This is a genomic window from Actinoplanes couchii, assembly GCF_016862075.1.
GTDB lineage: Bacteria > Actinomycetota > Actinomycetes > Mycobacteriales > Micromonosporaceae > Actinoplanes > Actinoplanes couchii.
In genome coordinates, this window is the sequence record NZ_BOMG01000009.1 from 1 (window position 1) to 17,376 (window position 17,376).

The 17,376-nt window shown below is 72.1% G+C and carries 15 protein-coding genes and 1 pseudogene; 7 read left to right on the forward strand and 9 right to left on the reverse strand.

The annotated features are described in order from the left end of the window. Window positions 1-256: 256 nt before the first annotated feature. Complete coding sequence (locus Aco03nite_RS02545; protein WP_203792932.1) at window positions 257-1,396, forward strand: sigma-70 family RNA polymerase sigma factor; 1,140 nt, start codon at window positions 257-259, stop codon at window positions 1,394-1,396. A gap of 46 nt (window positions 1,397-1,442) precedes the next feature. Here Aco03nite_RS02545 and Aco03nite_RS02550 read toward each other — a convergent pair whose 3' ends face one another. Genes Aco03nite_RS02550 through Aco03nite_RS02565 form a run of 4 tightly spaced genes read right to left on the reverse strand, consistent with a single transcriptional unit; the run spans window position 1,443 to window position 5,780 of the window. Then, the gene (locus Aco03nite_RS02550) at window positions 1,443-2,174 is read right to left on the reverse strand and encodes an ATP-binding protein (RefSeq protein WP_203792933.1); all 732 of its coding nucleotides are present in this window, start codon (window positions 2,172-2,174) and stop codon (window positions 1,443-1,445) included. Window positions 2,175-2,226: 52 nt separating this feature from the next. Then, window positions 2,227-4,068: a CheR family methyltransferase gene (locus tag Aco03nite_RS02555; protein WP_203792934.1), complete on the reverse strand. Its 1,842-nt coding sequence runs from the start codon at window positions 4,066-4,068 to the stop codon at window positions 2,227-2,229. Between the two features lie 21 nt (window positions 4,069-4,089). After that, window positions 4,090-5,067 (reverse strand): chemotaxis protein CheB, encoded by a 978-nt coding sequence (locus tag Aco03nite_RS02560; RefSeq protein ID WP_203792935.1) that lies wholly within the window; start codon window positions 5,065-5,067, stop codon window positions 4,090-4,092. Further along, window positions 5,064-5,780 carry an ATP-binding protein gene (locus Aco03nite_RS02565; RefSeq protein WP_203792936.1) on the reverse strand — a complete coding sequence of 239 codons (717 nt, stop codon included), beginning with the start codon at window positions 5,778-5,780 and terminating at the stop codon, window positions 5,064-5,066. Before Aco03nite_RS02565 ends, Aco03nite_RS02560 begins: the two co-directional genes overlap by 4 nt. 151 nt (window positions 5,781-5,931) lie before the next feature. Between Aco03nite_RS02565 and secA2 the strand changes: the two genes are divergently transcribed. The 5 genes from secA2 to Aco03nite_RS02590 all read left to right on the forward strand — a co-directional run bounded on the left by secA2 (window position 5,932) and on the right by Aco03nite_RS02590 (window position 10,613). Then, window positions 5,932-8,223: an accessory Sec system translocase SecA2 gene (gene secA2, locus Aco03nite_RS02570; protein ID WP_203792937.1), complete on the forward strand. Its 2,292-nt coding sequence runs from the start codon at window positions 5,932-5,934 to the stop codon at window positions 8,221-8,223. A gap of 345 nt (window positions 8,224-8,568) precedes the next feature. After that, on the forward strand, window positions 8,569-9,054 hold the full coding sequence (locus tag Aco03nite_RS02575) for a winged helix-turn-helix domain-containing protein (RefSeq protein ID WP_203792938.1): 486 nt from the start codon (window positions 8,569-8,571) through the stop codon (window positions 9,052-9,054). Window positions 9,055-9,057: 3 nt separating this feature from the next. Beyond that, complete coding sequence (locus tag Aco03nite_RS02580; protein WP_203792939.1) at window positions 9,058-9,690, forward strand: nucleoside/nucleotide kinase family protein; 633 nt, start codon at window positions 9,058-9,060, stop codon at window positions 9,688-9,690. 199 nt (window positions 9,691-9,889) lie between these two features. Beyond that, a complete protein-coding gene (locus Aco03nite_RS02585) occupies window positions 9,890-10,315 on the forward strand; it encodes a TraR/DksA family transcriptional regulator (protein ID WP_203792940.1) in 426 nt (141 codons plus the stop codon). Window positions 10,316-10,451: 136 nt separating this feature from the next. Continuing rightward, entirely contained in the window at window positions 10,452-10,613 is a 162-nt protein-coding gene (locus Aco03nite_RS02590; protein ID WP_203792941.1) for a hypothetical protein, read from the forward strand. Here the strand turns inward: Aco03nite_RS02590 and Aco03nite_RS02595 are convergent. The 5 genes from Aco03nite_RS02595 to Aco03nite_RS02615 form a co-directional block, all read right to left on the reverse strand. Then, window positions 10,582-11,292, reverse strand: a complete 711-nt coding sequence (locus Aco03nite_RS02595; RefSeq protein WP_203792942.1) for a hypothetical protein — start codon at window positions 11,290-11,292, stop codon at window positions 10,582-10,584. The two genes, Aco03nite_RS02590 and Aco03nite_RS02595, sit on opposite strands and share 32 nt — an antisense overlap. Beyond that, window positions 11,289-13,985: an FtsK/SpoIIIE domain-containing protein gene (locus Aco03nite_RS02600; RefSeq protein ID WP_203792943.1), complete on the reverse strand. Its 2,697-nt coding sequence runs from the start codon at window positions 13,983-13,985 to the stop codon at window positions 11,289-11,291. Before Aco03nite_RS02600 ends, Aco03nite_RS02595 begins: the two co-directional genes overlap by 4 nt. A 24-nt stretch (window positions 13,986-14,009) precedes the next feature. Further along, on the reverse strand, window positions 14,010-14,924 hold the full coding sequence (locus Aco03nite_RS02605; protein WP_203792944.1) for a hypothetical protein: 915 nt from the start codon (window positions 14,922-14,924) through the stop codon (window positions 14,010-14,012). 4 nt (window positions 14,925-14,928) lie between these two features. Next, complete coding sequence (locus Aco03nite_RS02610) at window positions 14,929-15,189, reverse strand: hypothetical protein (RefSeq protein WP_092540692.1); 261 nt, start codon at window positions 15,187-15,189, stop codon at window positions 14,929-14,931. Window positions 15,190-15,937: 748 nt separating this feature from the next. After that, window positions 15,938-16,267, reverse strand: coding sequence for a hypothetical protein (locus Aco03nite_RS02615; RefSeq protein WP_239144854.1), 330 nt, complete (start codon window positions 16,265-16,267; stop codon window positions 15,938-15,940). Between the two features lie 466 nt (window positions 16,268-16,733). On the opposite strand from Aco03nite_RS02615, the pseudogene Aco03nite_RS55015 reads away from it, so the two are divergent. Further along, window positions 16,734-17,328, forward strand: a pseudogene (locus tag Aco03nite_RS55015) (Clp protease N-terminal domain-containing protein); the annotation flags it as partial. Between the last annotated feature and the right edge of the window lie 48 nt (window positions 17,329-17,376).

Genomic DNA, 17,376 nt, shown 5'->3' on the forward strand with positions numbered 1-17,376 from the left:
AGGGGAGCAGGGCGCGAGGGGAGCAGGGCGCGAGGGGAGCAGGGCGCGAGGGGAGCAGGGCGCGAGGGGAGCAGGGCGCGAGGGGAGCAGGGGCGGCGAAGAAGGCGGGACGGTGGGCGCGCGGAAGGCAGGGAAAGTGGGTGGGCGCGCCGCACCGGAGGCTGACGTGTTTGAGGTCAGGGGTGCCGGGCAGTAGTTTCCGATGGTGGGGGTGCGATTCGGGGGCGCCTCCTGGCACCGGTTCGGAGGGGGTGACATGCCCGCGCGACGTCAGATCGGTGAGGCTGCCGAGAGCACGCTCGAGGATCTGGATGCGGCCGCGTCCGGGTTCGCCGTCCGGCGGGCCGGGGCTTCGCCTGCCGAGGCGGTGGTTCTGCGGGAGGAGCTGATCCGATTCTGTCTGCCGTTCGCGGGGCGGATGGCGCGCCGTTACCGGGGGCGTGGTGAGTTCCTGGAGGATCTGGAGCAGGTCGCCCGGCTGGGGCTGGTGAAGGCGATCGACCGGTACGACCCGGAGCGGGGCTCTTTCACGGCGTACGCGGTGATCACGATCTCCGGTGAGTTGAAGCGGCATTTCCGGGACCGGACGTGGGGTGTGCACGTGCCGCGCCGGGTGCAGGATCTGAGCCTGGAGGTCGGGCACGCGTCGATGATGCTGACCGGGGTGTTGTCCCGGGTGCCGACGACCGCCGAGCTGGCGGACCATCTGCGGACCACCGAGTCGGCGGTGCTGGACGCGGTCGAGTCGGCGGCCGGTCACACGCCGGCGTCGCTGAACGCGCCGGTCGCGGAAGATGGCATGGTGGAGTTCGGGGATCTGCTGGGCGGGGTGGACGACGCCCTGGAGTCGGTGACCGACAAGCTGACCGTGGCGGAGCTGCTGATGCGGATGCCGGCCCGGGAGCGGCGGATGCTGGCGATGCGGTTCTACGGCAATCACACGCAGGCGGACATCGCGGCCGAGCTGGGTGTCTCGCAGATGCACGTGTCGCGGCTGCTGAGCCGGGCGCTGTCCTGGCTGCGTGAGGGCATGCTGAGCGACGACCCGCCGCACTGGGAGGGTTCGGCCCGCCCGGATCGGCCGGGCATGCAGGTGTCGGCGCGGGCGGGCGAGCGGGGCACGCTGGTGGTGCGGGTGTCCGGCGAGGTGGACCGGGATTCCGCGGAGCGGCTGCGGGCCGGGCTGCGGCACGCGCTGGCCCGGCCGGGTGTGCCGGCGATGCTGGTGGATCTGAGCGCGGTTCCGCTGGTGGACGCTGCCGGTGTGGCGGTCCTGCTGGAGGCGTCGCGGGCGGCCGCCGGCGCGGGGATCGAGTTCGGCGTCACCGGTGCTCAGTCGTACGTCGCCAGGGTCCTTGCTGTTTCCGGTCTTGCCGCCTGTCTCAAGAAGACCTAGGCAGGTCCAGCCGGTCTCGAGAAGACCTGGGCAGGTCCAGCCGGTCTCAAGAAGACCTGGGCAGGTCCAGCGTCGCCCACACCACCTTGCCGCCGTTGGACGGCAGATGGCCCCAGGTGTTCGCCAGCTCGTTGACCAGCAATAATCCCCGCCCGCGCAGGTGTTCCGGCCCGGTGGCGGCGGCGACCGGCGGCGCCGCGGACCCGTCCTGCACGGCGATGCTCAGGTGCCGCTGCCGTACCGACATCCGCAGGGTCATCATGGTGTGCGCGTGGTCGATGACGTTGGCGACGAGTTCGTTGGCGATCAGGCTGGCCGGCGCGACCAGGCCGGGCAGGTCCCACCGCAGGCAGGCGTCGGTGGCGAGGTCGCGGGCGTGCCGGACCGAGCCGGACACCGGCAGCAGGTCTTCACGCAGCGACGGCATGACTCTCCGTTCGTCGTGCAGGTGGGCGCGTGCGGCCGCCCGGCTGTCGAAGACGACCAGTCGGCGGCAGGGGCCGGTGAGATGCCGGCGGGTCTCCGGTGGGGGAGCGCAGAACACCACCGGCACACCGGGCCAGCGCGCGGCCTGACGCAGCACGACGGTGAAGATGGACAGTGCCAGCGGCTGGTCCAAGTGCAGGCCGGACAGGTCGACGAGCAGCGCGTCCGGCTGTTCGGCGAGGCATTTCAGGAGATGGTCGCGCAGGGTGGTGGCGTCCGTCAGGCGTAGCCGGCCGGACACGGTGGCGACCAGGGCGGCGGTGTCACCGCTCACCTCGCACCTGATCGTCATGGTGTGGTCCTTCCGACCTTGAGCGGATTCCCGGGCGTGACCGCGGTAAACGTCAGGCCGTCTCCATCACGATGATGGCCCCGTCGTCTCCACCGAGCCCGCCGTTGCGCGGCCGCAGCGGGGTGCACGCGACCCGGACGGTTATCGCCCGCCCACGCCGGTTGACCGCGTCCAGCCGGATCTCGCCGGATTCGCCTTCCCCGCCGCCGAGGGCGCCGCGCAGCAGCGGCCGTACCTGGTCGATCGGCAGGCCGATGTCGAGGTTGAGGAAGTGCTGGCCGATGACCTCGGCGGAGCGCAGCCCCCACAGGTCCTCGGCGTGCCGGTTCCACATCCGGATCCGCAGGTCCGGGTCGACGACGGCGACCCCGGCCTGGAGGCTGGTGAGGACGGTCTCCAGGAAGGCGTTGGCCTCGTCCAGCTGGCCGGTGCTGATCCGCAGCTGGTCGTTGATGCTCTGCAGTTCGTCGTTGGTGGACTGGAGTTCCTCGTTCATCGTCTCCAGTTCCTCGTTGGTGGATTGGAGCTCTTCGTTGGTGGTCTCCAGCTCCTCGACGGTGGACTGCAGTTCCTCGTTGGTGGTCTCCAGTTCCTCGTTGGTGGACTGGAGTTCCTCGTAGGCGGCCTCCAGCTGCTGGTTGGCGTGTTCCAGGTCGTCCTGCAGGCGCCGGGAGGCGGTCACGTCGTGGAAGATCAGGTTGACGCCGAGGAGGCTGCCGTCGGCGCCGCTGAGCGGACTGATCTGCACCACCAGGTGGACCACGTCGGCGCCGCGGTGGTACTCCACGTCCGGCACCCGCAGGCTGCGGCGTTCCAGCCGGGCCTGTTCGATGTAGCGGCGCAGCTCGACCGGCCGGTAGGACAGGTCCAGGTCGCGGAACGGCCGCCCGGTGTCGCGGGAGGAGACTCCGAACATCTTCTCCAGCTGCCGGTTGGAGAGCGCGACCATGCCGTCGGAGGTGAGCGCCAGCTGGGCCAGGGGGCTGGCCGCGAACGCCTCGTTGCGTAACTCGTCGAGGCCGGTGGCGGTCCCGGCGCCGGCCGGCGGCGGGTCGGTGAAGACCACACCCGGCGGCACGTAGAGGCGCGGCACCCGCCGGAACACCCGGCGTTTCAGGTCGATCGGGGTGAACAGGCTGCTGTGGCTGAGCAGCATCTCGGCCTTGCCGAGCAGCAGCACACCGGTTTCGGCGAGCGCGAAGTGGAACCGGCCGAGGATCTTGGACTGGGTCTCGGCGTTGAAGTACATCAGCGTGTTGCGGCAGGTCAGCAGGTCGATCCGGGATATCGGGGCGTCCTGCACCAGGTCGTTGCGCCCGAAAATGACCGAGCGGCGCAGGTCCTTGCGGAACGTGTAGCGGCCGCCCACGTGCTCGAAGTACTTCTCCAGCAGGTCCGGGGGGAGGGCCTGGATCTCCCGTTCGCCGTACGACGCCTGGCGCGCCTCGTTGAGCTGCTCCTCGTCCACGTCGGTGGCGTAGATCTTGACCCGTTCCTTGAAACCCTCCACCCCGAGGATCTCGGTCAAGACCATGGCCAGCGTGTACGCCTCCTCACCGGACGCGCAGCCGGCGGACCAGACCCGGATCGGCGAGCCGGCCGGTTTCGCCGCGATCATCGGCTCCAGCGCCTCGGCGCGCAGGTACTCCCACGCATCCAGATCCCGGAAGAACGCCGTCACGTTGATCAGGATCGTGTTGAACAGCGCGGTGAACTCGTCCGGATGCACCTGCAGGTAGTCGAGGTACTCCGGATAGTCGCCGGCGTCCACCTGGGTCATCCGCCGGTTGACCCGCCTGATCAGGCTGGACCGTTTGTAACCGGTGAAGTCGAACCCGCGGGATTCCTTCAGGTAGGCCAGCAGCGCTTCGAAGTCGGGGTCGGTCGCCTGCACGATCCGGAACGCTACCGCACGTCACGGGGCGGCGGTCGCACCGAGACGCGCGATCAGCTCCCGGAGGGTCGTGGCGGCCGTGTCGGCGTCCTCGGCCAGTCCCAGGTACCGGTCGCGATGACTGCCGGCGGCCATCCGCCGGCTCAGTGCGGACTTCTCCTGCAGGGCCCGCAACGCCATCCACAGCGCGCTTTCCAGGGCCTCGGCCTGCTCGTCCAGCAGCGTCTCCGGCGACCAGGCGTGCCCGACCCGGCAGCGGAACCGCGGCAGCGGCCGGCTCTCGATCTGGAACAGACTGCCGCCGCAGGCCGGGCAGCCGAAACCGGCGGGCGGCGCCAGATCGCCGCTGTCGGACGGGAAGAGTTCGGACATGGCGACCTCGGCATCGAGCAGCGGGTCCGGCCCGGGGGCGGGCCGGGGTTCCAGCGGGACGGCGGTGAGCGCGGCCAGCAGACCCCCGATCGCGGCGGCCGGCACCACGTGATCGGGCTCGGCGGCCTCCAGCGCGGCCCGCGGCATCCACGGGTGCAGCGCGTCCTCCGGCTCCTGCACCACCGTCGTCCCGCCGCGGGCGGCGATCGTGGCCAGCCCGGCCGCGCCGTCGTCACGGGAGCCGGAGAGCACCACGCCGATCGCGCGCCGCCCGGCGGTCCGGGCCACCGACCGGAACAGCGGGTCCACCGCCGGCCGGTGCCCGTTCTCGGCGGGGCCGCGGCTGAGCCGCAGGTGCCCGTCGGTCAGCAGCAGATGGTGGTCGGCCGGGGCGACATAGATCCGCCCGGCCCGCACCGGCTCACCGTCGGTGGCGGTCACCGCGGGCAGCGGGCCGCTGCGGCTCAGGATCGCGGGCAGGGCGCTCGGCGCCGACCGGGGCACGTGCAGCACCACCAGCAGCGCGCCGGGATAGCGGGCCGGGAGCCCGGCGGCCAGGGCACGCAGCGCCTCCACCCCGCCGGCCGAGGCGCCGACCGCGATCAGGTCGCGGTGCTCCGGCGTCACCCGGTGGCACCGGTGGTGAGCTGCGACCAGACCACCTTGCCGTCGGTGACCGGCAACACCCCCCACGCGTCGGCCAGGTCACCGACGAGCCGCAGGCCGCGGCCCCCGGCGTCGGCCACCGAGGGGTCGAGGGTACGGGGCATCCGGCGGCTGTGATCACGAACGGCCACGATCATCCGGCCGTCGCGCAGCCGCAGGGTGAAGTCCATCGTCGTGCGGGCGTGCCGGACCACGTTGGCGACCAGCTCGGTGGCGATCAGCGTGGCGATCGCGGTGGCGTCGGTCCGCTGCCACGCGGTCAGGGTCTGCGTCACCAGCCCCCGCACCTGGCGGCAGGCCTCGGGCACCGGGCGCAGCCGTACCCGTACGGCGGAAACCGGCTCCTCGGCCTCGGCCAGGGACTCCCGGAAGTCGGGCACCAGCCGCAACCCCGCGCACCGCGGATCCGCGGCCAGGGCCGACCGGGTCTCCGCGTCCGCCCCGCAGACCACTATCGGGACCGCCGGGAACTGCTCGCCCAGCACCGCGGTGGCCGCCGGGTCGCCGAGCCGCACCCGGCTGAAGTCGAGCAGCACCCGCGCGGGTTGTACGGAGAGACTGCGGCGCACCGCGGCGCCGAGCGCTCCCTCGGTCATCCGGTCCAGGGTTCCGCTGACGGTCAGGACCGCCACCGGGAGGTCGCGCTCCGGCCGGCAGACGAGCTGGCTGGGCATTCGGCCTCCTCCCCGTGGTGCCGGACGTACGTCAGCCCGTCAGGTGCCCGCCACCCGGCCGGGGCAAACGCGGCGTGCCCGATCACCTTGATGATGAGCGGGCGGGCCTCCTCCACCTGACGGCGGTGGAAATGAAGTACCGTTGCGCGCCATGGGTGTGTCGCAGCGGCTGAAGAGCCGGTTCCGTAAGTTTCTCCAGCGTCCGGGCACGACGGTGGACCTGGGCCCGCTCTCGAAGCGGCTTCCGGTCATCGAGGCGCGTGAGGACGCGCTGAAGGAGCTGGACGACGAGAAACTGACCGAGGCCGCCGTCGAGGCCCGGGAGCACGCGGAGATCTGCGCGATCGGCCGGGAGGCGGCCCGCCGGGCGATCGGCCAGCGGCCGTACGACGTGCAGCTGCTCGGCGCGATGGCCCTGCTGGACAAGCGGGTCGCCGAGATGGCCACCGGTGAGGGCAAGACCCTGACGGCGACGATCGCGGCGTACGGGCACACCCGTCTCGGCAACGGCCCGGTGCACGTCCTCACGGTCAACGACTACCTGGCCAAACGTGACGCCACCTGGATGGAGCCGATCTACACGCTGCTCGGCCTGACGGTCGGCTGGGTGACCGAGTCGATGACGCCTCAGGAGCGCCGGGAGGCGTACGCCGCGGACGTCACGTACGTGTCGGTCAGCGAGGCCGGTTTCGACTACCTGCGCGACCAGCTGGTCACCGACGTGGCCGACCGGGTGCAGCGCGACCTGGCCACCTGCATCGTCGACGAGGCCGACTCGATCCTCATCGACGAGGCCCGGGTGCCGATGGTGCTGGCCGGCAGCACGACCGCCGAGAGCAACCCGGTGAACGAGGCCGCCACCCTGGTGAAGGAGCTCCGCAAGGGCCTGCACTACGAGGTCGCCGAGGACGGGCGCAGCGTCGCCTTCACCGAGGACGGTCTCAAGGAGCTGGAGGAGAAGCTCGGCGGCATCGACCTGTACGCCGACGACCAGGTCGAGCACCTGTCCGCGGTGAACGTGGCGCTGCACGCGCACGCCCTGCTGCGCCGCGACGTGGACTACATCGTCCGTAACGGCTCGGTCGAGCTGATCGACGAGATGCGCGGCCGGGTGGCCCAGCGCCGCCGCTGGCCGGACGGTCTGCAGGCGGCCGTGGAGGCCAAGGAGGGCCTGACCGCCACCCAGGAGGGTGAGGTCCTGGACACCATCACCGTCCAGGCGTACATCGCGCTCTACAAGACCGCCTGCGGCATGACCGCGACCGCCGTGCACGTCGGCGAGCAGCTGCGCGAGTACTTCAAGCTCGAAGTGGCGGTGATCCCGCCGAACACCCCGAACATCCGTGAGGACGACGTCGACCGGATCTACTCGGCGCACGACATGCGCGACGAGGCCCTGGTCGAGGAGATCAAGATCGCCCACGAGTCCGGGCGGCCGGTGCTGATCGGCACCCTGGATGTGAAGGCGTCCGAGCGCCTGGCGAGCCAGCTGGAAGCGGCCGGTGTGCCGTGCAGCGTGCTGAACGCGAAGAACGACGCCGAGGAGGCCGAGATCATCGCCGAGGCGGGCGCGCTCGGCGCGGTCACCGTCTCCACCCAGATGGCCGGCCGTGGTGTCGACATCCGCCTCGGCGGCAGCGACGAGAAGGACCGTGATGCGGTGGTCGAGCTGGGCGGCCTCTACGTGATCGGCTCCGGCCGGCACGACAGCCGCCGGGTCGACGACCAGCTCCGTGGCCGGGCCGGCCGGCAGGGCGACCCGGGCCGCTCGGTCTTCTTCGTCAGCCTCGAGGACGAGCTGGTCTTCCGGCACGCCGGCGACATCCTGCCGGCCTCGCCGCGGATGGACATCGACGGCGTCGTGCACGACTCCCAGGTGGAGTACGCCGTGGAGCACGCCCAGCGGGTCGCCGAGGGGGTCAACCACGAGATCCACAAGAACACCTGGCGCTACAGCGTGGTGACCGAGCAGCAGCGCCTGCTGCTGGCCGAGCGCCGGGAGCGGCTGCTCACCTCCGAGGTCGCCGCGATCATGCTGCTGGAGAAGGTGAAGGAGAAGGCCGACGAGACCGACGAGGACGTGCTGTCCGAGTCGGCCCGCGCGATCGCCCTGTTCCACCTGGACCGGCTCTGGGTGGACCACCTGGCGTTCCTGTCCGAGGTCCGGGAGGGTGTGCACCTGCGCGCGCTGGGCAAGCTGGACCCGCTGGACGAGTTCCACCGGGCCGCGGTGCCGGCCTTCCAGGAGCTGCTGACCCAGGTCGAGACCCGGACCATCGCGACCTTCGAGGAGGTCGACCTGGAGGACGGCTGGCAGCCGGAGCGGGCCGAGATCGTCCGTCCCAGCGCCACCTGGACCTACCTGGTGCACGACAACCCGTTCGGGTCCGAGCTGGACCGGCTCATCGCGGCGGTCGGCCGGCGGCTCACCTCGGGCGGCTGATCTCACACAACTGCTCGCGTGCAGCGGGGGTGTCGCCTTGACGGTGACGCCCCCGCTTCTCATTTGCTTAATGAGGCTGACAGAAAGCGTTCCCGGAATGCATTTGTGTGACGAACGACAATATGGAACTGTGTTCCCACACTGTGGATCGTTGACTTGACCCGCTAGCCTGAGGGCGGGAATATCGGCCCCGCATTACGCACAGTGATCAGTCGTATTCGCTTGCGCCAGCAAATTCTGGGGGATGAATCAATGCCGGTCCGCGCATTGTCGTCGCGTGCAGATCGTCGTTCCGCGGGACCGGGCAGAGGTTCCGCCCGCCGTGCCGCCGAGCCCGCTCTGACCGTGACGTTCGCCATCCCGCTCACCGGCGACGTGGTCTCCCCACAGGCGCACCGGCTGCTCGCCGCGGTCCGTGAGCTGGTCGAGATGAGCAAGGGCACGGTCACCGTCGAGCAGGCCGCGCCGGTCGCCGAGGAGGAGACCCCGGCCGGTGTCGAGCCGGTCGCCGAGGTCGCCGCCGACGGTCCGGAGGTCCGGCTGCACACCTCGTCGCGCCAGGCGGTGCTGGACGGGGTGGCGCTGCCGCTGACCCGGCTGGAGTTCGATCTGCTGCAATATCTGGCCGAGCGCCCCCGCCGGGTCTTCACCCGGGCGCAGCTGCTCGCGGCCGTCTGGGGTTACGAGCGGGCCGGTGAGCGCACCGTGGACGTGCACGTGCGCCGCCTGCGGCTGAAGCTCGGCGGCACGGTCCCGCTGATCACCACGGTCTACGGAGTGGGTTACCGGCTGGCCGACGACGCCGACATCCTGATCCTGCCGCACGATTGAGGCATGCGGGTTCATCCCATCTCTCTGGAAAAACTGGTCGAGGATCTGGCTGACCGGATCACGAGTCGGGAATCCGACAATCGTCTGCGGGTGGCCTTCGACGGCGCCCCGGCGGCCGATCCGGGCCGTCTCGCGGACGCTCTGGTGGACCCGCTGCGGGTCCGTGGCCGCCCGGCCGTACGTGTCGACACCAGCGATTTCCTGCGCCCCGCCTCGGTGCGGCTGGAGTTCGGCCGGACCGAGCCGGACTCGTTCTACAACGGCTGGTTCGACGAGGCCGGGCTGATCCGCGAGGTGCTGTCCCCGGCGGGACCGGATGGTTCCGGCATGATCGTGGAGCGGCTCTGGGACGCGACTGTCGACCGGGCCGCCCGGGCGCCCTACCGGCAGCTGCCGCCGGGAGCGATCGTGCTGGTCAGCGGCCCGCTGCTGCTCGGTTCCGGGCTGCCGTTCGACTTCTCCGTCCACCTTGAGGTGTCCGCCGCGGCACTGGCCCGCCGGACCCCGCCGGAATTCGCGTGGACGCTGCCGGCGTATGCCCGCTACTGCTCCGAGGTGGCCCCGGAAACCTTCGCTGACGTGGTCGTTCGTCTCGACGACCCGCGCCGCCCGGCGCTCGTCGAGGACCGCTGGTGAGCCCCGGCACAAGACCCGAATGCCGAGTCCGTGGCGGATTCGACCACTGACAGTTATGCTCCGGTTACTTTTTCGCGGGGGTCCCGTTTGGGATCTTCGTCGGTGGGTATCGTCCGGCTCCACGAGTGGGGGGCGGACCGGGACGAGGGTGACCCGGGGATCCCACCGGCTGGGGCTGAGTGAAGGGCAGGGGGACTGCATGCTCGTCAACGGAGCGGTTGTCGCAGGTAAGGGCGCGAGCGCGGTCAAGGGGCTGCGTTCGACCGATGAGATCGAGCAGATCCGAGTGATCCTGCAAGGCCGATTCGAGGAACTCAACACCGAGTACGAAGAGGCGGTCGCCCAGAACACCCGGCTGCGCCTGGTGGAGATCGGCGACGCGGCCGGCGACGACCAGGCCGACAGCGGGTCCAAGACGGCCGAGCGCGACGCGGCGACGTCGCTGCTGAAGACGCTGCTGGATCGGCGCACGCAGGCGGAGCACGCGCTGCACCGGCTCAACGAGGGGACCTACGGCAACTGCGAGGGGTGCTCGAAGCCGATTCCGGTCGAGCGTCTCGAGGTGTTCCCGTCGGCGACGTCGTGTGTGAACTGCAAGTCGGTGCGGGAGCGCCGGGCCAGCTGAGGTGGAGCTTTTCCCCGGCGGTCAATTCGCCGCCGGGGAGGCCACATATTCATTACTGAACAACTGTTTATGCGATGTCGGTGAAATCTGCGAAACAGCCCGCTCGCCGGGCGCCCGAGCGGGTAGAACGTCAGGTATGACCGACACCGAGGACGAACCCGCCGAGAACACCACCGGCGGCGACTACGAGTACGACGAGGCCCACGGCGGCAACGACGACGGGCCCGACGTGCCGGCCGCGCTCCAGGAGGAGGCGGCCGACCTGATCAGGCTGGCTGGGCCATCTGCACGGCAGTGAAGAGCAGCCCCGCCGTCACCAGCCCGGTCACCAGCACGGTGACCGTCGAGGACGTGTCCATCCCGGTCCCGCGCCGGTCGGCGATCAGTTTGGCGGTGATCGCCGCCAGCACCGGGAAGAAGAGCAGCACCAGCAGGGCCACCACCGGCGCCGCCTGGTGCCAGTCACCACCCGCCGCCTCGCCGGTCTGCCGGACCAGCAGGTTGCCGATCACCCCGAGCACCCCGCCGACCAGCCCCAGGAAACCGAAGAGGACCTTCGTGCCGAGGGTGATCGGCCGGGCCGGCGGCGTGTACTTGACCCGCGTCTCGACCTCGTCCAGATAGTCCCGGGCGGCACGCTCCTCGGACCGCTGACGGGGGATGCTGGCCGGCGGCAGGGTGCGGCCGTACCGCTCGGCCGCCGCCGGGCCGATCCGGTGCACGAAGTCCGACCACAGACCGGCCGCCCGCGCGTCCACCTGCTCCAGATCCCGCTGCGCCTCGCCGACCGCCCGGACCGACCCGTCCCGTTCGGCGAGAGCCTCCGCGACGGCCCGGTCGGCGGCGGTCACCCGTTCCTCGTACCAGCGGGCGGCCTCGTCCCGCAGGCCGGCCGCCTTCTCGTCGAGAGTGGTCAGCCGGCGCAGCACCACCCGGTAGTCGGCGCGGTCGAGGTCGGCCGGTTCCAGTTCGCTCATGAGTTTCCATAGGGGATGATCACTTCGGCGCCACGGTGCACCGAACGGTCGAAATGCAGGGCCCGCCACGGGCGCGGGTACCAGTTCGGCGCCCCCTGCCCCGGGTAGTACGGCGACAGCTCGCTGCCGTGCACGTCCAGGGCCACCCAGGCGCCGATCGCGTCGGTCCGGGACGCCGGGCCGCCCAGCGCGTCCCGCAGCAGCCCGGCGCCACGCCACCAGCCCAGCACGTGCAACCGCCGCTCCGGGCCCTGGCGCAGCACCGTCTGCAGCTGCTCGGCGGTCGCCCGGCCACCGGGCAGCGCGTCCGCGGCGTAGATCAGGATGAAGTGCGGCCGGTCCGCGGGCCACGTCCCGTTGGCCTCCGCGACGGCGTCCTCCATCAGCCAGTTCAGGTTCTCGGCGTCGTACCAGCCGCTGCCCGGGATCCGGGCGTGCAGCGCCTCGGCGGCGGCCCGCGCGTCCTGATCCAGGCAGACCACCGAGATCCGGGCGCCGTCCGGGCCGAACTGGGCCGCCAGCGACCGGCCCGCCGTCGCCAGGATCGCGCACGCCTCGTCCACCCGGGTGCCGATCACCGCCAGGTTGCGGCCCGGCGCCCGGCGCAGCACCGTCCGCGCCGACCGGGACTCCACGTCGATGGTCTCGCCGAGCAGCGCGATCGGCGCGGCCGGCGACTCGGCGGCCCGCATCTCCCGGAAGTCCGGGCTGTCCGCCAGTTTCGGGATCACGTCACCGTCGAACAGCCGCGGCGGACCCTGATCGGCTGGCCGCCGCCGCCACAACCGGTGCTGCAGCGAACTCCACTGCTCCCGGTCACCGGCGGCCGGCACCCGGACCACCCGGTTCGCCTCCGGCGCGCCCGAATCGGCGTTGACCACCGCGTGATAGCGGGGCAGCGAGTCGGCGGCCGCGTTCGTCTCGGCCAGCACCCGCCGGGCCCGGGGCAGCGCGATCCGCAGACTGAACTGGGCGACCAGCGCGGGCCGCCCCCACAGCGCCTCGATGCCGGAGACGTCCTGACTGGCCAGGATCAGGTGGATGCCCTGCGAACGGCCGCGCCGGGCGAGGTCCTCCAGCAGGTCGACGGCCTCGGCGGAGACCGCGTCCCGCCCGGACAGCAGGATCTGGAACTCGTCCACCACCGCCACGATCCGCGGCCACGAACCCTCCGGATCCTCGGCCCGCAGCTCCGCCAGGTTGGTCACCTCGTGCTGCTTGGCCACATCGGCCCGGCGCCGCAGCTCGCCACCGAGGAACCGCAGCAGCGCCAGCCCGAACTCACGGTCGGTGTTCACGTTCACCCCGACCAGGCGTACGTGCGGCAGCCAGCTGGGATCCCGCCGCCCCGGCGCGAACCGGGCGAACGACACCCCCTCCTTGAAGTCGAGCAGGTAGAACGCCAGCTCGTCGGGGGAGTAGCGGGCGGCCAGCGCGCCCATCCAGGCGTAGATGAAGTTGGTCTTGCCGGTGCCGGACGGCCCGGCGATCAGCGCGTGCGGCGGATAGTCGCTCAACGTCACCATCACGCGCGGGCCCTGCGGGCTGTCACCCAGCGGCGCGGTCACCCCGGTCGCCGAACTCTCCCGCCACTCCGCCCCGGCCTCCGGCAGCAGACTGTCCAGGGCCACCGGGGCCGGACCCGCCGCCACGGCCTCCGCGATCCGGCGACACGTCGCCGTCACCACGGTCGGCGGAGGAGCACCATCCAGCCGTACGGGTAACGAACCGGCGCTCTCGATCCTCGCCTCGTCACCGGGCGCCGCCACCACGAACTCGATCCCCGGCTCCGCCTGCACCGCCAGCCCGCGGATCACCAGATGCACGCCGCAGGCCGCGCCGGTACGCAACAACCGGTCCAGTTGCGAGCGCTCGTGCCGGGACAGCTCGGGGCCACCCAGCAGCACCGCCACCCGCCACGGCTCCGGCCGGCGCCGGGTCGCCAGGTGCAGCTCACGCAACGACGTGTACTCCCCGGCCAGCACCGTCTCGTTGATCCGCCGGACGTGCCCGACCAGGTCGTCGAGCAGCTTCTCCAGCCCGCCCGGGCCGACGAAGGTGAGCACCCCGGCCGGGGCGAGCGGGGCGAACCCGGCCAGTCCGCCACCGAGGCTCTCCGGGTCGTACCCGATGATCTGCACCGTGCCCGCCGGGCTGGTGCCCAGCGCCCGCAGCAGCAACCCGGCCACCACGTCGTCGCCGGTGCGCCGGTCGCCCTCGACCACGATGTGCCCCTGGTCCAGCAGCGCCACCAGGGCCGGGACCTCCGGCATGTCGGCCTCGCCCGGCGGCGACGCCCAGGCGCCGGCCGGCTCACGGGCCGGAACCGGCGCCTCCGGCAGCATCAACCGGCCCACCCGCAGCTCGGCCGGCCGCTCCAGCGGCGTGACCTCCCAGCGGTGCCACTGCTCCCCGGCCGCGCCCGGCGCCGCCCGGTCGGCGGCGGCCGCCGCCACCCCGGCCAGGGCCGCCAGCTCGCCGTCGTGCCAGGCGTCGATCTCGACGGTGCGCTCGTCCCGGGCAGCGGCCAGTTTCCGCCGCCGGGCGCCGGCCGCGGCCTTCACCCGCTGGTACCGCGCCTCGGCGGCCTCGGCCGCGTCCTGCGCCCGGGCCAGGGCGATCTGGGCGGCGCCCAGCGCGTGGGACAACCCGGCGCGGATCTCCATCACCCGGTTCTTGGTGGATTCAGCCATGACCCGCCGGCATCGTCGCAGTTGTCATCTCTTGTCCTCGGCCTGCTCGGGGCGGGGACGGACCGGCTCCGGAGTGTTCGGATCCAGCGTCCCGGCATCCCGGCCGAGCCGGGCCAGCAGCACCCCGGTCAGCACACTCGCGGTCACCGCGGTATCGGCCGGATGCCCGGCCGGCTGATCGCCGCGCTTCTCCTGCTGCTGCTGCAACGGCACCCGGCAGATCCGGTCCAGCAGCGTCTCCAGCACGTGCGGCTCGGTGCCCGGCAGCAGCGCCTTCACCCGGCCCGCGGCGGCGGTCCGCAACCGGGGCACGTCCTCCGGGCGCGGATCGTGGCCGAGCAGGTCACCGGCCAGCCGGTGCAGCACCGTCGGAGTGACCGCGGACAGGCCCAGACCTGTCGACGCGTTCACCGCGTGCAGCTCCCGGCCCAGCCGGGCCCGGTCACCGGCCCGCACCCCGGCGGCGATGCGGCGCAGCAACTCGGAGGTGTCACCCTGCTCGCCGGTCCGGCCGGCCCGCTCACCGGACGGGGACTCACCGGTCAGCTGGGCCACCCGCTGCTGCCACCACGGGCCCAGAGCCTCCGGTTTCTCCGGGGCGTCCGCCGGCTGCTCCGGGCGCGGCCGGTCCTCCTCGCGCCTCATCGTGGTGCGCCACTCCTGACCGGGCACCGCCCCCGGGGTGGCGCTCAGGCCCAGGATCGCCAGGTAGCGGTCGATCGCGTCCTCACAGGCGCGCAGCGCGGCCGCGGCGTGCTCGGCGTGCTCGTTGGCGTGCCCCAGACGGAGAACCCCGATGTCCTGACTGGACTCCTCCTGCACCCAGCGGAGCAACTCGGCGGCGCTGCGCAGTTTGTTCAACGCGACGGCCAGCTCACCGGTGGGTAGGCCGTCAGCGGTGGCGCGGAGCTGAGCGCCGATCTCCTGCAGCAGCGACATCGCGTCAGAGGTTCGCCGTGTAGTTGTGCGCCTGCTCGACCGCCGCCAGGGTCGCGGTGAACGAATCCTCCAGCTGCTGCTCGGCCTGCGAGAGCGAGGCGTGCGCGGCGCCGACGGCGTCACTGGCACTGCCGTCGAGAGCGGCGGCCAGGCTCTGCTGGGCCTCACCGATCTTCTCACGCGCCGCCTGGATCGCCTGCTGCCCTTCCGTGACCTGCTGAAGCGCGGCCTCCACGGCAGCTCTGAGCTCGGCGACACTGGCCACCCGGGCAGCCTCCTGTGCGGGTTTACGACTTGCGGACCCAGACTACCGCCCGGTTGTCGCCGGGCCGTGCTCCGGTTCCCTGTTTCGACGCACCGTGCCGACTGTGACACGACGCCCGTTTTGCCGGCCGACCCGGGGATCGCCCAGGTCGGATCGTATCCGAAAGTGATCCACTATGGACTGCGAGGGCCCTTCGGGGTCAAGAGGATCACTCCTGCGGGTTGCCCCTGCCCGCAAGGCGCAAAACCCGTCCCGCCGGCAGAGCCCCTCCAGCCCACCCCGACGACCAGGGCGCCCAGGGCACTCCTGCGGCGGTGCGCGGCGGCCGGGGCAATTGGGCAGCACTCCTCTCGGTGTGCGTGGCGGCCGGGGGCGACCCGTCAGCGGTGATCGGGGCTGTCACCCACCAGGATGGCCACCGGGTCATCTCGGCAGGCACCGGTGCCGGCCGCTCCACGCCGCACAGCCGCCGCCCCGCTCCACGCCGCACAGCCGCCGCCCCGCGCCGCGCCGCGCCGCCCCGCGCCGCGCCGCCCCGCGCCGCGCCGCCCCGCGCCGCCCCGCGCCGCCCTGCGCCGCGCCGCCCTGCGCCGCGCCGCCCTGCGCCGCGCCGGGCTTCATCCATCGCGTGGTCGTGTGAGCGTCCCGAGACAGGGCGGCTGTCAACGGCTGATGGAGGACCGTGGGCCCGGACAAGCCCATCAGTGGAGAGTCGGGACGGTTCGTCGGAGGTGGCCGGGACGGGGCGTCAGCGGGGGACCGACGACGGGCCGCGCACCTCGGCTCCCAGGGCGGTGACTCGTTCGCGTAGTCCGCGGTCGGCGGTGACGACGACGGTGCGGCGGGCGGGGGTCGTTCCTCGTACCAGATCGACGATTTTGTCATCGCCGGAGCCGGTGGCGCGCTCGATCCGCACCCCGCCGGGAGATTGCGGCACGTTCCGGGCCTTGCCTTCCAGGACCAGGATCACCTCGATCGGGCCGAGCAGGCCGGGAAGGCCCGAGGTGGGCAGCCCCGCCAGGTTGTCGCGAAGCCGGGCCGCCGCACCCGCCCGGTCCCGCCACCAGCCATCCGGCACGGACCCGACGACGTTGGCCCCATCGACGATCAGAACGGGAACACCCTCCTGGGCCGCGGCCCCGGCCGCGACGGCATCCGGCGCCGGACCCGTTCCCGCCTCGGGTGATCCCGTCTCCGGCGAAGGCGAAGGCGACGGCGAAGGCGAAGGCGACGGCGACGGCGACGGCGAAGGCGAACCCGTCTCCGGCCCCGCTACCGATCTTGTCGCTGGCGGGCCCGCGGGCGGCCTCGGGGTCGGGGTTGCCGGTGGGGAAGGGGCCGGGGTCGGAATCGGGTTCGTGAAAGCTGGTTCCGGCTCCTGGAAGACCGGCGTGAGGGAGGGTGGATCCAGAGACGCCGCCATGAAGTTGAGTGTAGTCGTGTCAACTTTTTCCGGGATCCGGGAATCGCCGGGGAGGTTCACACCGTTTTCACCCACGGACGGCCCGCGTTTGCCGCCCGAGGTACCAGGGGAAGAGAGACTGATGAGCATCGGACCGTTCGGGCCGGCTGGGCCCGGTCAGTGGGACGACCTGTTCGCGCGCTTCTTCGGTGCGGCCGAGCCGCGCCGGTCGGCGCAGCGTTTCGACATCGCGCGTTACATGAGCAACGACGCCCGGCAGGTGCTGGCCGACGCCGCCCGCCGGGCCGCAGAAGTGGCCGGTGGAGTGCCCGGCGGAGCAGCCGGCGGAGTGTCCGGTGGATCGACCGGCGGGCCGGCCGGTGGAATGACAGGCGGGGTGACCGGCGGAGCGGCCGCGGGAATGACCGGCGGCGAGCGCCCGCTGGCCGACCTGGACACCGACCATCTGCTCTGGGCGGTGCTGCAGCAGGAGCCGATGAAGCAGACGGTGCGCCGGGCCGGCGCCGACCCGGACCGTCTGCTCAACGAGATGGGCCGCCCCGAGGCGGCCGCCGGTGATCTTCCGGAGAGCATCGCGCTGACCCCGGCCGCCAAGCGCGCGCTGCTGGACAGCCTGCAGATCTCCCGGGCGGTCGGCGCCTCGTACATCGGCCCGGAGCACATCCTGATGGCGCTCGGGCTGAATACCGATTCCGCGGCGGGCCGTCTGCTGGCCGGGCGGATCGTCGACCCGCGGACCATCCCGCACCACAGTGAGCTGCCGA